General features: G+C 64.5%; 13 protein-coding genes and 1 tRNA gene. 9 read left to right on the top strand and 5 right to left on the bottom strand.

Going from position 1 to position 15,849, the window contains the following annotated elements:
* Nucleotides 1-83: 83 nt before the first annotated feature.
* A complete protein-coding gene (locus ACFMO5_RS03835; RefSeq protein WP_376791439.1) occupies nt 84-1,073 on the bottom strand; it encodes a lysylphosphatidylglycerol synthase transmembrane domain-containing protein in 990 nt (329 codons plus the stop codon).
* A complete protein-coding gene (gene recJ / locus ACFMO5_RS03830) occupies nt 1,070-2,842 on the bottom strand; it encodes a single-stranded-DNA-specific exonuclease RecJ (protein ID WP_376791438.1) in 1,773 nt (590 codons plus the stop codon). The genes ACFMO5_RS03835 and recJ overlap by 4 nt, the downstream gene beginning before the upstream one ends.
* Before the next feature lie 345 nt (nt 2,843-3,187).
* On the opposite strand from recJ, the gene ACFMO5_RS03825 reads away from it, so the two are divergent.
* The 7 genes from ACFMO5_RS03825 (at nt 3,188) to ACFMO5_RS03795 (ending at nt 9,867) form a co-directional block, all read left to right on the top strand.
* On the top strand, nt 3,188-3,619 hold the full coding sequence (locus ACFMO5_RS03825) for a DUF4870 domain-containing protein (protein WP_376791437.1): 432 nt from the start codon (nt 3,188-3,190) through the stop codon (nt 3,617-3,619).
* A gap of 71 nt (nt 3,620-3,690) precedes the next feature.
* Nucleotides 3,691-3,764, top strand: a tRNA-Arg gene (locus tag ACFMO5_RS03820).
* A gap of 110 nt (nt 3,765-3,874) precedes the next feature.
* Nucleotides 3,875-4,627, top strand: coding sequence for a CoA-binding protein (locus tag ACFMO5_RS03815; protein ID WP_376791436.1), 753 nt, complete (start codon nt 3,875-3,877; stop codon nt 4,625-4,627).
* 4 nt (nt 4,628-4,631) lie between these two features.
* The gene (locus ACFMO5_RS03810; RefSeq protein ID WP_376791435.1) at nt 4,632-7,295 is read left to right on the top strand and encodes a glycoside hydrolase family 3 N-terminal domain-containing protein; all 2,664 of its coding nucleotides are present in this window, start codon (nt 4,632-4,634) and stop codon (nt 7,293-7,295) included.
* Nucleotides 7,296-7,394: 99 nt separating this feature from the next.
* Nucleotides 7,395-8,180: an enoyl-CoA hydratase-related protein gene (locus tag ACFMO5_RS03805; RefSeq protein ID WP_376791434.1), complete on the top strand. Its 786-nt coding sequence runs from the start codon at nt 7,395-7,397 to the stop codon at nt 8,178-8,180.
* 4 nt (nt 8,181-8,184) lie between these two features.
* Nucleotides 8,185-9,036 (top strand): 3-hydroxyacyl-CoA dehydrogenase NAD-binding domain-containing protein, encoded by an 852-nt coding sequence (locus ACFMO5_RS03800; RefSeq protein WP_376791433.1) that lies wholly within the window; start codon nt 8,185-8,187, stop codon nt 9,034-9,036.
* 57 nt (nt 9,037-9,093) lie between these two features.
* Nucleotides 9,094-9,867: a 3-hydroxyacyl-CoA dehydrogenase family protein gene (locus ACFMO5_RS03795; RefSeq protein WP_376791432.1), complete on the top strand. Its 774-nt coding sequence runs from the start codon at nt 9,094-9,096 to the stop codon at nt 9,865-9,867.
* A gap of 57 nt (nt 9,868-9,924) precedes the next feature.
* Here the strand turns inward: ACFMO5_RS03795 and ACFMO5_RS03790 are convergent, their stop codons facing one another.
* Entirely contained in the window at nt 9,925-11,163 is a 1,239-nt protein-coding gene (locus ACFMO5_RS03790) for a glycosyltransferase family 4 protein (RefSeq protein ID WP_376791431.1), read from the bottom strand.
* A 196-nt stretch (nt 11,164-11,359) separates the two neighbouring features.
* On the opposite strand from ACFMO5_RS03790, the gene ACFMO5_RS03785 reads away from it, so the two are divergent.
* Nucleotides 11,360-13,018 carry a hypothetical protein gene (locus tag ACFMO5_RS03785; protein WP_376791430.1) on the top strand — a complete coding sequence of 553 codons (1,659 nt, stop codon included), beginning with the start codon at nt 11,360-11,362 and terminating at the stop codon, nt 13,016-13,018.
* 41 nt (nt 13,019-13,059) lie between these two features.
* Complete coding sequence (locus ACFMO5_RS03780; RefSeq protein WP_376791429.1) at nt 13,060-13,722, top strand: LysE family transporter; 663 nt, start codon at nt 13,060-13,062, stop codon at nt 13,720-13,722.
* A gap of 150 nt (nt 13,723-13,872) precedes the next feature.
* On the opposite strand, the gene ACFMO5_RS03775 is transcribed toward ACFMO5_RS03780, so the two are convergent.
* Nucleotides 13,873-14,862 (bottom strand): electron transfer flavoprotein subunit alpha/FixB family protein, encoded by a 990-nt coding sequence (locus ACFMO5_RS03775; RefSeq protein ID WP_376791428.1) that lies wholly within the window; start codon nt 14,860-14,862, stop codon nt 13,873-13,875.
* 29 nt (nt 14,863-14,891) lie between these two features.
* Nucleotides 14,892-15,686 carry an electron transfer flavoprotein subunit beta/FixA family protein gene (locus ACFMO5_RS03770; protein ID WP_376791427.1) on the bottom strand — a complete coding sequence of 265 codons (795 nt, stop codon included), beginning with the start codon at nt 15,684-15,686 and terminating at the stop codon, nt 14,892-14,894.
* Between the last annotated feature and the right edge of the window lie 163 nt (nt 15,687-15,849).

The raw sequence follows: 15,849 nt of genomic DNA, 5'->3' as shown, positions 1-15,849 counted from the left end.
CAAAGGCGCCCGGCTCGCCCCCAAAACATCTTTCCCACCTCAGCTTCAAAACCTCTAAAGGACTGCGCAAGCCCACAGCGCGCTTAAGATGAGGGAGGCGGGACCTGAACAGGGCGAACCGCCCTCCGAAGCCCTTCACGAAAGAACAGGGAGAGACCAAGGAGGGTGATGGGCAACCAGAGCACCAGATGAAGGACCAGGATATATGCGATGGCCATGTTAGGGGGAATCCCGAACGCCTGGAGCACGGCCACGCCCGGGGCCTCGAAGGTGCCCACATAGCCAGGGGCCGAAGGGAGAGCCGTGGCGAGGTTCACCGCGGCGGTCATCACCAGCAGGGAGAAAAACGAGGTCCGAAAGGGGAACGCCATGAGGACCAGCCCATAAGTCCCCGCCTCGGCCAGCCAGATCAGGGCCGTAAGGCCCCCCACCGCCAACGCCCGAGCCGGACGTTGTAAAACGACAAGCCCTTCCATAAACCGTGAGAGAAAGCCAACCAGCCGCTCCGTACTTGGAGTGGATCGATAATGCAGAAACCGCTCCAGCGCGGCTCGGAGTTTCCCGATGCTTTGGGCCATCCCCAAGAGCACCAACAATGCCCCACCGAAAACCAGACCCCCCGCGATCACGGCGGGCCGCAACAGGGTGGGCAAAGGGAAGAAGAGCAAAGCCAGGAGGGCCAGGAACACGACCATCAGCCCATCCAGAACCCGTTCGACCACGATAGTCCCCAGGGTTGCGCTCAGGCTGAGCCCGCATCGGCGCTGGAGGACATAGGCTCGCAACAACTCCCCGGCCCGGGCCGGATAAAGATTGTTCCCCATATAGCCGATCGTCAACGCCACAAAGCGCTCTCGAAAGCGCGTGGGCTGCAGGCCGTCCAGCAGGAGCCCCCATCGCCAAGTGCGCAGGACCACCGCGATGAAATAAAACAGGGCCCCCGCCAGCATCCATGGAAGCTCCAGCCCTCGGAGGATACGGCCCCATTCCTCCAGATGCAAGCCCCGCAGCGTCCAGGCCAGCAGAACCCCGCTGAGCGCCATACCGAGGAGCAGGAGTCCTCGCCGCCTCATCCGATCCCCTCCAGGCCATGCCATGGGAGAGCAGCTTGCAAGGATCCCGAGGAGGGGGCGAAGTCCTCAACGACGAGCGTCAGGCGGGGTTCTCCGTTCCATTGCTCCGCCCGCACCTCGAAGACCACGTCCAGCCGCATCCCCGGTTCCACCTCCGCGGCCCGCTCCCCCTGTCGGAAGGCGATGGCATCCCAGACGGGCCCGCCCTCCGGCACCGTGAACACCATGCGCAGATGCCGTCCGTCATTACCGACGGCCCGGACGCTGCGGACCACCACGCCGCGGCTCAGGAAGCGGGGGGCCGGGTTGCCATAGCCGTAAGGTTCCAATCGAGCGATCCACTCGTGGAGGCGCCAGGTCACCTCCCGGAGGGGCAACATGGCCTCCACCACGGTGGCCGGCTGAAGCTCTTGGGCCTGGAGCGCCTGGGCCGCCAGCTCCTGGAGACGTTCACGCAGCCGCTCGAGGTTCTCCCGCCGCACCACGAAACCGGCCGCCGCCGCGTGCCCGCCGTGGCGGACCAGCAAATCCGCACAGGCATCTAAGGCTTGGGTAATATGGAATTCCGGGATGCTGCGAGCGGAGCCCCGCCCCTCCTCTCCCATTAGGCTGATCACCACCGCCGGTCGATAGAACGTCTCCGCCAAGCGACCGGCCGCCAGCCCCACCACACCTGGACGGAAATCCTCGGAGGCGGCGAAGATCAGCCAAGGGATCCGATCATCTGGAACGGCCATCACACGCGCCGCCTCCTCGGCCTTCTGAGTGAGCGCCTGGCGCTCCCGGTTCTGGCACTCCAGCTCCTCCGCTAACATGGCAGCCGCCGCCGGGTCTTCGGTCGTCAGGAGGCGATAAGCCGCCAGGGCGTGCTCCAGGCGCCCAGCCGCGTTCAGGCGTGGGGCGAGAACGAATGAGATCGCCCAGGGATCCACCCGGGAGGGCTCCAGGCTGGCGACCCGATAGAGCGCCTGCAAACCCGCGCGCGCTGGCCTCCGCAGCCGCTCCAGACCGCGGGCCACCAGCATCCGGTTCTCCCCCAACAACGGCACCAAATCCGCCACGGTCCCTAAGGCCACCAGATCCAGGAAGTCCTCGGGCTCAAAAGGGGCGTGCGGGTAGAGGGACTTCAGCGCCTGCACCAGCTTGTAGGCCACCCCCACCCCCGCCAGGTCCTTAAACGGATACAGGCAACCGGGTTGCCGGGGGTTGATCAAGATGGCCTCCGGGAGGACCTCGCCGGGCAGATGGTGGTCGGTCACGATCAGATCGAGGCCGAGGGAACGGGCCAACGTCGCCTCCGCCACCGCCCGCGCGCCGCAGTCCACGGTGATCACCACTCGAATTCCGGCTTCAGCCAATCCTCTCAGGGCTTCGCCGTTCAGACCGTATCCTTCCGTCTCCCGATGGGGGATATAGGGGTGGACTTGCGCGCCGAGGGCCTGGAGGACCTGGACGAGCATCGCGGTGGCCGTGACGCCGTCCACATCGTAATCGCCGTAGACCGCGATCGGCTCGCCCTTTTCGATCGCGCGCCCCAAACGTTCCAACGCTTCGGCCATGCCCTTCAGCTGGAACGGATCCCCGGCGGACCAGGCGTGCGCCAGGAACTCCTCCGCCGCCTGTGGGGAGGTGATCCCCCGATGGTAGAGCAGATCCTGAAGCAAGGGGGGCCATCGCCCCAAGGCCGCTCGAACAACCTCCGGGGCAGGCGGAGCCAGCCACCAGACCCGACGCCCTCGTCCTACAATGGAATGATCCGGATGCCGCATCGACAGAGGTCCTGCGCGAGGTTTCGGTTCTCATTGTAAAGAACCTGGAAACTTGCGTCAACGGCATGTCGCTCTTATTGTTTACTCCTTCTCCCCCATGCAAGGGTGCCAATTACTTCGTCCCCTTCGCCCTCCTCTCCCCTTATCCCCAAACCCCCAGGGAACGTGGAAGAGGCGCTACAAATGGCCCCAACCCCTGAAGGCCTTAACGAAAACGGCCTGAAAAGCACATTAATTATAAAAAGAAGCACCATGCTCTCGCTTGTCGATTTCTGCGTCCTGTGAGAAGATAAAGCCAAGCCCGACAGGCGTCCCTTATCCCTACCCTCAATGCCGGAGGCCAAAGTGAGCGAGCAGACCCCCCCAGCGATCCCTGAGGCCGGCCCTTCCGCGGAGGAACGACAATGGGCGATGCTGGCCCACTTGAGCGTCCTGCTGAACTTGGTCACCGCGCTGGGCGGGCCCATCGCCGCGTTTTTGGTTTACATGTTCTACCGAGACAGATCGCGTTACATCGCCTTTCACGCCCTCCAATCCCTCGTGTTCCAGCTGATCGCCTGGATCGGAGGTGGTCTGCTGGCTTTAGTCGCGTGGGCGATAGCGGGTGTTCTCACTGCTGTCATTGTGGGCTTTTGTCTCATTCCCTTCGCGTGTCTGTTCTCCTTGATCCCGTTGGGCGCCATCGTATACGGTGTGATCGGTGGAGTCGCCTGCAGCCGGGGGGAGGACTTCCGATACTGGCTGATCGGGGATTGGGTGGCAGCGGCCTTCAGGTAACGCCGCCGAGGCGGGGGCAAAACCCATGCCCTCAAGGCAGCGATTCGGGTTATAATTATCCAGGAGATGAGGCCCCCGTAGCTCAACAGGATAGAGCAAGGGCGTCCTAAGTCCTGTGTTGCGGGTTCGAATCCCGCCGGGGGCGCTGAGATTAAGATGTAGGGGCGACCACAAGGGTCGCCCCTACATCTTTTCTTCCCCATTCGTCTGGGGCTACAATGAAATCAAACGTGTCTATGGGCCATGGAGGTCACGGTGATCCCACGCTTAGGGAAAGCGCCCGAAGAATCGAACGCTCCTCGGATCCACGGGCTTCGGGCCACCCCGATGCCGGATGGACGACGAGTGGTGGTGGAGTTGGAACTGTCCCCATTCCCCCAGCCCCCGGAGCTCGAACTGCTCCTCTACAATGAGCGCGGGGAAGAAGTACGCTCGATGGTCGTGATGGGCGTGATGGAGCTCCAGCCGACTTATGTGCTCCATCTCCCCCATCCAGATCCCGGGGGACACTACCGGGTCGAAGCGCGGCTTCTGGGAGGACAAGCCATCTTGGACCGCCAGCAGGTGGAAGTGGTGATCCCGGAGCCGATCACCGTTCAGGACGATGCGGTCCTGCGCCGGATCCTACAGGAGGCCCGCACCATCGCTGTGGTCGGCCTCTCCGCAGACCCGGAACGGCCCAGCCATCAGGTCGCCTCGTATCTCCAGCGCCAGGGCTATCGGATCATCCCAGTGAACCCGACGATCCCAGAGGCCCTGGGGGAGCCCTCTTATCCCGATCTCCTCTCCGTCCCCGAACCGGTGGATGTGGTCGACATCTTCCGACCCGCCCGCTATGTCCCGGAGATCGTGGAGCAGGCCATCGCTAAAGGCGCGAAGGTGGTCTGGATGCAACTCGGCGTGATCCACTTCGAAGCCGCCCAACGGGCTCACGAGGCGGGCTTGCTGGTGGTGATGGATCGATGTATGAAGATTGAGCATCAACGGCTGCTGCGATCCGGAGGTTGAATCATTGAGCCGCTGGATCCGCTGGACGCTGGCCATCGCCTTGGCGATGGAGTTTCTTCCGCTCACCCCGGCCAAGGCTCAGGGGGGCGAGGATGAGTTCATCGCCCGCCTGTTGGCCCGGATGCCGACCGAGGCCAAGGTCGGGCAGCTGTTCCTCGTGACCCTATCGGGTCCCATCGTCCGGCCGGACCATCCCCTCCGCGCGCTGCTGACGGAACAACGGATCGGCGGCGTGATCCTGAGCCCGGAACAAGGGAATTTCGCCAATTTGGGCAATGCGCCTTCGGAGCTGCTTTCCATCACGCTCTCCTTGCAGCAACAGGCCGCCGCGCTCACCCCTTTCATTCCCTTGTTCGTCGGATTGCGGCAACAAGGGGATGGTCCGCCCTTTTCCGCATGGACCGCTGGGGCGATGCCGCTCCCTTCCCCCATGGCGCTGGGCGCCACCTGGGATCCCGAGCGCGTCCAGGCGGTCGGGCAGGCGCTAGGAGAGGAGCTCCAAGCGGTGGGGGTGAACCTGCTCTTGGGGCCTCCCCTCGAGGTCTTGCTGGAACCTCGGCCGGACATGGGGGATGCCAGTGTACAGACATTCGGCGGCGACCCCCAATGGGTGAGCCGGATCGCCCGGGCTTACCTCGATGGCCTCCTGGCAGGGAGCGAGGGCAAACTCCTGGCGGTGCCCGGGTCCTTCCCCGGTGAAGGCCGCGCCTATGGACGGGGGAAACGGACGGCGGTCCTCACTAAAGAGGATCTGGCCACCTTCGATCTTGTTCCCTTTATGGAGCTCATGCGGACACCCACGGAAACCGGTCGTCCACTCCTTCGGGCGGTCCAGGTTTCCACCATGCGCATTCGGGGCTTTGGGGGAAGCGCCCAAGAATGGACCCGCCCCATAGCAGTGGATGGAAACGCCCTCGGGGCCTTGCTCGCGCTGCCAGAGATCAAAGCCTGGCGGGAAGGCGGCGGGGTATTGCTCTCCCCTCCCCTGGGACACCCAGCGATCCGGGAGTTGTACGCCAGCGAGCAAGGGGAGATCGATTTCCGCCGGGCGGCCCTGGATGCCTTTCTGGCCGGAAATGATCTGATCTGGCTGGGGGAGCTTCACGCCGATCCTTCGGAAGCAGCCCGTCAAGCTGCAGCAGTCATCCGGTTCTTCAGCGAGAAATATTCGACCGACCTGGCCTTCCAGAACCAGGTGAACAGCGCCGTCGCCCGCATCCTGCGTTTGAAATACGCCCTTTACCCCGGTTTCGCCACCGGGGCGGTGTTTCCCAGCCCTCAGGGGCTCCGCCAAGCCGTGGGCACCTCGGCGCATCTCCAGGCCGTCCGCCAGGCTTTGGAAAGCGCTGTGGTGCGCCTCCACCCAACCGGGCCGAATCCCCCGCCGATCCCCCAGGCCGGAGAGCCGATCCTGGTGCTGGTGGACGGACGGACAGTGCGGGCATGTGCAGCGTGCCCGGAGCAACCGCTACTGCCCATCGAGATTTTGACCCAAACCCTTTGGACAGCCAGTGGCGGCGTCATCGACCCCACACAGCTTTCCGTGCACACCTTTGAGGAAACGATGGCCTTTCTCGCCCAGGCCCCTGGAGCACCGGATCTGCGGCCGGAGTTCGAGCGGGCCGCTTGGATCCTGATCGCTGCCTTGGATGAGCATCCGGCGCATCCAGCTTCGAGCCTCCCTCATCTTCTACTTGGGGAACGGACCGACCTAGTGATCAGGAAGAAAATCGTTTTCTGGGGGTTCGGCGCCCTTTACCCGCTGAGCCCGAGGGAGATCGCTCGGCTCGCTCGCTATGAGGCCATCTGGACCCACATCCCACCCGCCATGGAGATCATGGCTCGGGGGCTGTTCGGGATGCTGATCCCCCGGAGCCGTCCGCCGATCGCCATCCCGGCCATCGGCTATGATCTCGCCGATCGCCTCCGGCCGGATCCCAACCAGGTGATCCCCCTGGGGGCAGGCCCCCGGGAGGGGACGACCTCAGGCACCCCCACACCGGTCGCCGTCCAGGTGGGACAGGCGCTGCGCGTCTGGGCGGGACCGATCTACGACCGGGATGGATACCTTGTCCCCGACGGCACGCCGGTCTCTTTCACCGGCATTTACACTGGTCAGGGAAGCATCGGTCCATTCGTCGCCCGAACCCGCGAGGGCTTCGCGGAAATCGATATCCCACTGGATCGGGAGGGTTTGCTGGAGATCCGGGCGGTCAGCGAACCGGCCCGCCTCTCCTATCGATTGCAAATCCAAATTGAGAAGAACCGTCCCGGAAGGATCGCCACGGTCGTGCCGCCCACGCCCACGCGCCTCCCAGAGCCGACAATGGTCCCCACCCCTGTGCTTTCGCCAACGCCCACCCCACGACCTACAGGGCCCATCGCCGGGCCGTTCCCTTCCTCCGGATGGCCGGTCTTCGGGTGGAGCAATCTGTTGATCATCGGCTTCGGCGCGATCGCCTTCGCGCTGGGACAACGCCGCAGCCTGGATCGGGCATTGCGGGCGACTTTGCTCAGCCTGATCGCTGGATGGGTGAGCTATACCCTGTTGACCCTTGGGCAAACCGTGCTCCCCATCCCTGGGGTTCGGGGGTTCCTTCCGCTGGCCTCCGGATCGGTCGCCCTTCTGGTCGGGGGGCTCACGGCGTTGCTGCCTGTGGAAGATTGACTGCGGTAGGGGCACCTATAGAGGGGCGGGCCATGTGCCCGCCCCTACAACCGGCCTTCGTACCGCAATTCCTGCAATACCGCTACGGGAGGATTGGCCATGGCTTACGAGACATTGCTTTATGAAGTTCAAGAAGGGATCGCACTCATCACCCTGAACCGTCCCGACGTTCTGAACGCCTTCAATGAGCGGATGTTTGAAGAGCTGCAACATGCCTTGCGGGCCGTCGAACGTGACGAGGCCGTTCGCGCGGTGATCATCACTGGGGCTGGGCGGGGGTTTTGCGCCGGCCAGGATCTGGCGGAGATGCGGCGGCGGTATGAGCGGCCGGAGGAGGGACCGTCCATCGGTGAGCATTTGCGCTCCCGTTACAATCCCCTAATCCTCCGCATCCGCAACACGGAGAAGCCGTTCATCGCGGCCATCAACGGGGTGGCTGCCGGAGCGGGCTGCAGCCTGGCCCTGGCCTGCGATCTCCGGGTCATGGCTGAGAACGCCTCGTTGGTGTTCAATGCCTTCGCGAAGATCGCCCTGATCCCGGACTCCGGCTCCACGTGGTTTCTGCCCCGGTTTGCCGGCTACGCCCGGGCGTTTGAGGCCGCGACGCTGATCGATCGGCTGGAAGCGCCCCAGGCGTTGGCGTGGGGGCTGGTCAACGCGGTGGTGCCGCCGGAACAGGTGCTGCCCACGGCGCGGGAATGGGCTGCAAGGTTGCAGGAGCTGCCAAGCCGGGCGGTGGGATGGCTGAAGCGGGCCCTGAACCGAGCGATGACCTTCACCCTGGAGCAATCCCTAGAATACGAAGCGCATCTCCAGGACGCGGCCGCCCGCACCCCGGAGCATCGGGAGCGGGTGGAGGCTTTCCTCCAGCGCCGGAGGGGTTGAGCCTATGGAGCGGGTGGGGATCGTCGGTGCAGGGACGATGGGACGGGGGATCGCTTATGTGGCGATCACCCACGGCGCCCAGGTGATGCTCTACGACGTGGCCCCTGGGGTCCTGGAGGGCGCAGGGGCACAAATCGAGACGTGGCTGCAGGAAGCCGCGGCGAAGGGCAAGCTGGCCGAGGCGGAAGCCCAACGCGCTCGGGAGCGGCTTCGTCTCAGCGCCGCGCTGACGGAGCTGGCCGATGCGGATGTGATCATCGAGGCCGTCCCCGAAGACATGGCCCTCAAACAGGAGATCTTCCGTCAACTGGACGCCCTGTGCCATCCGGGCGCGATCTTGGCCTCGAACACCTCCTCCCTCTCGATCACCGCCCTGGGAGCGGTCACCCGACGCCCGGAACGGGTGGCCGGCATGCACTTCTTCAACCCGGCCCCAGTGATGCGCCTCGTGGAGGTGGTGCGGGGGCTGGCCACATCCGAGGAGACCGTGCGGGCCCTGGTCGATCTGGCCCGGCGGTGGGGCAAGACGCCCGTGGTCGTGAAGGACACCCCGGGGTTTATCGTGAATCGGGTAGCCCGCCCCTTTTACCTGGAGGCCCTCCGTTTGGTTGGGGAAGGGATCACCGATCCGCCCACGGTGGATCGGCTGGTCCGCGCGCTGGGGTTCCGCATGGGGCCCTTCGAGCTCATGGATCTCATCGGCCTGGATGTGAACCTGGCGGTGAGCGAGAGCGTTTACCGGGCCTTCTTCGAAGAACCCCGCTTCCGTCCTCACCCCTTGCAACGCCAGATGATCCAGGCAGGCCGCCTGGGGCGGAAGACCGGGAAGGGATGGTATGACTACGCAGAACAGTGATTCGGAGACAGCGGAGATCGAACGGGCGCTCAAATTGCCTGACCCCGGGAGGATCGGATGGGCACACGGCCTTTAAAAGGGCGCGTCCTGATTGTGGGTGCCTTCGCCTTCGCTGAGGACCTTGGCCGGTTATTCCTGGAGCAGGGTCACCCCACAGCGGTCCTCACCTGCGAAGGGGAGATCCCCTCGACCTTGCCACCCGCCATTCAGGCCGAGGCACAAAGCGCAGCCCTGGCCCTGGAGGTTCTCCCCTCTCCCCTTGACCCGAAACGAACGCTCATAGCAACTCTGGATGCATCCCTCCCTCCGGAAACGCCTCTCCTCTCCCTGTGTCTGACCGTCTCCGCCACCCAGGTCGCCAGCTGGACCCAGCACCCGGGCCGGGTGGTGGGATTCGCCGTGTTGCCGCCCCTGACCCAGGGCGCCCCGGTGGAGCTGGCGATCCCCCTCAATGGAGATGTAGCTGCCCTGAAGCCGGCGAGGGCGCATCTGGAGGCCCTCGGGTTTCAAGTGGAAGTCGTGCGGGACACCATCGGGATGGTCCTCCCACGGATCCTTTGCGCGCTGATCAACGAGGCCGCCTTCGCTGTCATGGAGGGGATCGCGGCCCCAGAGGACATCGACACAGCGATGAAGCTTGGGACGAATTACCCTCGCGGGCCGCTGGAATGGGGGGATCTCATCGGGCTGGATCTCGTGGTGGCCATCCTGGACGCCTTGGAGGGGGAGCACCGCAACGGGGCCTACCGGGCCGCTCCTCTCCTCCGCCAGATGGTCCGAGCCGGCCGCCTGGGCCGCAAAACCGGGCGCGGGTTCTATGAATGGAAATAAGGGCTTTGGGGGATCCTCGCGGGGTGGGGGCTGCCGCTGGCGGCCCCCGCCTTTTCTCTATCCCCTCTCTCCCTCCAGCAGCGGGATCACCCGCTCCCGGATCAAGCTCGCCCACGCGAATTGACGACGGACCCGACGGCGCAGGCGGGCGCTGGGATCGGCCTCCAGAAAGCGAGCGATTGCCGCCGCCAGCGCCTCCGGGCCCTCGCGCTCCGGGAATAGAAACACGTCGGTCCCCCCGAGCTCCGCCAAGGACGGCAGCATATAAGCGAACACCGGCAGCCGGGCCAGTCCCGCTTCTAAGATCGGCAACCCGAACCCCTCCTCGCGGCTGGTGAGCAGCACCGCGTCGGCCAAGGTGTAGAAATCGGCCACCGATTCCTCGGGGAGTCCCTGCGCCACGAGTTCGCAGAGGAAGTGGGCCGCCTCCGTGAGCCCCCACGCGGATCGCAGGCTTCGGAGCTCTTCCAGGTACGCTCGGTTCGCCGGGTTATGGGGCCCCGGCGGGCCGGTGACCACCAAGCGGGCATCCCAATGGGTTTTCTCACGCAGCGCCCTCAGGACAGCGAGGGCCGCCTCTAAGTTCTTCCGCCGGGTGATCCGGACTGGGGTGAGCAGGATGGCATCGGCTTCCATCAGGCCCAGCTGTTCCACCAACGAGCGGGTCAAAGGGGTCCAGCGGAAGAAATCCCCGGGATCCACGCCGTTGGGGACCACGTGGATCCGCTCCGGTGGAATCCCCCACGCAGCGGCCAGCGCCTGCCGGCGCGCCTCCGAAACCGTGACATGGATCACCGGCCACGGCCGGAAGAGCAGATCCCATGGCTCCCCCGGGAAACGCGGCGCTTCCGCCCGCAGGATCACCGCGTCGTGGTGCCAGCCGATCCAGCGCCGGGGTTCCTGACACACCAAATCATAAAGCGCGGCGGAGAGGATGAGGTTCTTGTCCAGCGTGCAGACGTTGTGGAGGATCGCTGCATCCACCCCCCGCAGGGCCTCCGAGAGGGCGGTGCGCAGTTGCCCCCGCCATCCCTCAAAATCCGGCGGAATATAACCCGACGCCAGCGCAGCCTGCAACGGGGCGATCCCATCGTAGCCCCTGTACATCGGCGGGATCCGAACCGCCTCGACACCAGGCGCCTCCATCTCCACCTCGCCAGCGATCACCCGTACCCGGTAACCCGCCTCCGCCAGGTGTCGTGCCTGCCGGGCGAGCACCGCCTCCACACCGCCCACAACCGGAGGGGCTGTGTAGTGGATCAGGGCGACTATCATACTTTGACGATTGCCCTTCATTGCTTCACGCCACCATTTGTAATAATGTAAGTAGAGCGGCTGAGCGCATGTTTCTTTTCAGGAAAGGGTTAAAACAGCTTCGAAAGCCCTCGGTGACCGGCCTGGTCTCCACCCCTTGAGCGGAATTATACAGTCAAGACGCCTTTTCAACAGTCACTATCCCGGCCACCTCAGACGGTGAGAGGAGCGGAAACCCATGCGCGCGCGGCGATGGCTTTGGAGCTTGGCCTTTCTCCTCTTGGGCGGGAGTACGTTCCCCCGCCCCGTTGTCCACAGCCAGACAGTTCTCTTCCGGGTCTATCTCCCCCTGGTCGCCCGGCAGGAACCCCTAGGGCCTTCAGGGGCGGACTTTGGGTTGGTCTTCATCACCTCCGCGGAATATCACGCGGACACGGCCCGCTTCGATCGGGCGAGAAGCGTGGGCGCTCACTGGGACCGCTGGCCGCTGTACTGGAGTGGAGTGGAAACATCGCCGGGCCAATTCCAGTGGAATCAGGTGGATTCTGCGCTCCGGGATGCCCTGGCTCAAGGGTTTGAAGTCTCCCTCATCCTGATGGGCACCCCGGGCTTCTACGCGGCCGGCGGCGCGCCGGCCCGCCCTCCCATCGGCGGATCCATCCTGCGTTATGGGAAGGGCAAGTCCCCCGAGCCTCCTATCGCCATCGCCGCCGCCAACCCGCCCGCTGGGCTATACGCCCCGATCTTCACCGACGGGACGGACCATCCGAGCCCCGGCAAGGCCATCAACCCCGAGAACCGATGGGCCTTCTTTGTCTATCAGGCGGTCGCCCGTTACCGACCGGGCGGGCTCGCCCAACAAACGGTTCCCAATTGGCCTTCCGGCCGGGGTGTGCGCGCCTGGGAGATCTGGAACGAGCCGGATCTGACGTTCTTCTGGAACGGCACCGCCACGGATTACGCGCGGCTGCTGAAGGTCGCCGCCATCGTCGCACGCCAGGCCGACCCCCAGGCGCGCATCCTGTTCGGCGGGCTGGCGATCTTTGAGAAACCAAACTGGCTCCGCGAAGTCCTCACCGCCCTCCAGAACGACCCCGCCCCTGATTTGCGGGACGCCTTCGGCTGGTATTTCGATATCCTCCCCATCCACAGCTACAGCTACGCTTGGCAGACGTTCCGCTATCTCAACCAGGTGAAGGCCACGCTGCGCGACTTCGGGCTTTCCAAAGAGCTCTGGGTGAACGAGAGCGGCATGCCGGTGTGGGACGACTATCCGGGGCCTACTTGGGATCCGAACAGCGGCTATCGAGGAACTCGGGAGGAGCAGGCGGCTTATGTGGTGCAGAGCGCGGCCTATGCCATCTGGCTGGGGGCGCGGGTGGTTTTCCACTTTATGTTGCACGATGACTGCGGGAACGGATCCACTTCCTACGATGCCTTCGGGCTGTATCGGAACCCGAACCCCGCGCCGTGCTTCTCATCCGACGCCGGAGCGCGCCCCGCGGCAGCCGCCTATCGGTTGGTGGGGACGCATCTGCGCAACGCCACCCCGCTCTGGCGCTGGCGTTCCACCAACGGCCGGACAGATTGGGGAGCTTGCACCGGGCAAGTGGAGTGGTTCGCCTTCCGTCGGCCGGACGGCGCGCGGGTGCTGCTGGCCTGGACCCGCCTCAATGTCCCCGCGACGATCACGGTGACCGCCGTCGCGCCACAGGGGTTGGTCTACGACGTCCGCACCGGGGCTGCCACGACGGTTTACCCAACGAACGGCGTGTATACCTTCTCCCTGCCGCCCGCCACCAACTACAACACCCCCACCCTATGCAACCCGGCGCGGGAGAAACAAGGGGAGGCTGCTGTGGGCGGATTACCCCTGTTCCTGGTAGAAGGCCCATAGAGGCCCCTCACAAAACGGTCTCTCGAGAGAGGTCAGACCCTATGAAGGATTTGAGAAGGCTTGTGCTCGCCACCTTAACGATCACCCCCAGCGGGGCTCTGAGTCCTGGGCCGCTCTCGGCTTCCGCCGCCGCGGTGGGAGCCATGCTGGGCCCTTGGGGAGGCTTCCTGATCGCTTTGGGACATATGGCGGTGGAGCTTCCCTATGTGGCTGCCCTCCACAGGTTCGCAGGCCTCCTCAAGGGAGGCCTTAGCAGGCTGAAGATCCCCATGAATATCGTCATCATCACGTTTCTCTGGTTTTTCTCTTATCTTCTTTTCAAAGACTCCATTGCCATCCTGAGAGGTGAAAGCTCCTCCCCTGGGGGACCCATCATTTCAGGGCCGTTGGAGGCCTTCGCCGTTGGGGCTGCCCTCACGGGGTTCAATGTCTACTTCTTAGCTTGGTGGCTTACCGTAGGCTATCCCATTATCGAAGAGTCTTCGAAGCTGGGTTTAAAGGGGTTTGTGGCGATGTATATCAGTCACGTATGGATGGACTATGCGTGGTTAATCATGTTGGCTGTAGGCGGAGGAGCGACAAGAGTGTTGGGGGTCCTTCCCTATGCGATCCTTCTGGCAGCCCTGGCCGCGATCCTCACCGTGTTCGCCCTGAAGATCGCTCTCGATACAGCGAAACAGGTGATCCAAGGGCGTGCCCCCTAACGCGCCGATCCAGCGGCCCGCCCGGGTTATTCCACATAATTCATAGGGCTCAGACAAACCCCGCCCCACGCGACGAAGTCATATAGACAGGGAGAGGTATGGGCCGCCTAAGCGGCCCATACCTCTCCCATCACTCAACGATGGGCGTCTTTATCCCTTCGCCAATCCACGGCGGCGAAGTTCGGCGGTGAGGGCGGGGACGATCTTGAAGAGATCATCCACCACCCCATACCGGGCGACCTTGAAGATCGGCGCTTCGGGATCCTTGTTGACCGCCACAATGACCTTCACCCCTCGCAGGCCGGAGAGGTGTTGGATGGCCCCTGAGATCCCGCACGCGATATACAGATCCGGGCTGATCGTCTTGCCCGTCTGGCCCACTTGATACTTATAAGGGATCCATCCGGCATCCACGACCGCCCGGGTAACGCCCAGCGCCGCGCCCAGCGCCCGGGCCAGCTCCCGCAAGGGTTCAAAGCCCTCCGGCCCCCCTACCCCACGCCCACCGCCGACCACGATGCGCGCTTCGTTCAAACTGATCTCCCCTTCGGTTTCCTGGATCCACTCCAGGACCTCAGTGGGGAAAGCGGAGGGATCCAATTCCACCGCAACCCGACGGATCTCCCCCTTTCGACTAGGATCCGGATCTGGTTTGGGAAAGGCGCGCCCACGAATCGTCAGGATCGCCGGAGGGCGCTCGACATAAGTCCGCGCGAACAGCTTGCCCTCATAGATGGGCCGGACCGCGATGATGCGGCCGTCCTCAACAGCCACCTCGATCGCGTCCACCAGCGCCGCCGTCCCCAGCTCGGCGGCCAGCCCGCCCGCCAGCTCCCGCCCTCGGGCGGTGGACCCCAGGAGAACAGCTTGGGGGGCGCCTTCGCTCACCAGGTGGGTCAGAACGGCCAGGTAAGGTTCGAAACGGAAATCCACCAGTGCCGGGTGCTCAACCACCTGAACGACATCGGCGCCCATGGCGATCGCTTCCTCCGCCTGATCCGCAACCCCTCCCCCCATCCACACGGCGGTCACCCCGGTTCCCAACGTGTCCGCCAGCCGCCGGGCCACCCCCAAGGTCTCCCAGGCGATCGAGAGGATCTTCCCCTGAAATTGCTCCAGCCAGACCCAGACGCCGCTCATCAGCCTCCTCCGCTTGGATGAGGTTCAGATCACAGCACCTTCTCGGCCAGCAACCGATCGACCAGGACGCGGGCGATCTCCTCCGGAGAGTCCCCCTCGATGAACTCACATTGGACCTCCTGCTTCGGCGGGGCGAAAATGGACGGCCAGCGGGCCGCCGAAGCCGCCGCCCCTACTTGCTCCGGCGTCAACCCCAGATCGGCTGCAGTCCAGATCGGGATCTGCATCCGGGCGGCTTTGCGGATGCCCATGAAAGAGGGATAGCGGGGCTCGTTCATCTGCATCGCGCTGAGGACCGCCGGGAGCGGCGAGCGCACCACCTGTCGGCCCTCCTCCAGGATCCGCTCCACCACGATCGTCCGCGCGGCCGGGTCGATCTCTCGGATCTTCCCGACGTAGGCCAGCAGCGGCCAACCCAGGCGTCGGGCGAGCGCCGGGGGAACTTGGGCGGAGTTCCCATCCACACTCTCCTTGCCCATAAAGACCAGATCGACTGTTCCCAGCTTGCGGATCGCCGCCGCCAGAATCGTGGCAGTGACGACCGTATCGGACCCTTCGAAGGCGGGATCGTGGAGCAGGATGGCCTCGTCGCATCCCATGGCCACCGCCTGTTTCAGCGCCTCCTTGGCGGATTCCGAACCCATGGTGAGGACCGTGACCTTCCCGCCGAATTTCTCCTTCAAACGTAGGGACTCCTCGATCGCAAATTCGTCCCACGGGTTCACGATCATCGGGGCGTCGCCCCAAGACACACGCCCTGACGCATCCACCGTGATGGTGGCCGCCGTATCCGGTGTCTGCTTGATGAGCACCACAATATGCATCGGTCGCCTCCAGAGATGACCTTTGTTCCGCTCGTCGTGCTTCATCGGATATGAGAGGATCCGGGCCAACGGCCCCACCCCCCTTCCCACGGCCCTTGGGGCCGTGGGAAGGGGGGATCAACAGCATTCTGGGGGCGAGCCGTGGGCCTTCGGCCCCGGCTCG

It is taken from the genome of Thermoflexus sp. (assembly GCF_042408365.1).
Taxonomy (GTDB): domain Bacteria; phylum Chloroflexota; class Anaerolineae; order Thermoflexales; family Thermoflexaceae; genus Thermoflexus.
Note: the sequence above shows the minus strand (reverse complement) of the source record. Positions and strands in the feature narration are given on the sequence as shown.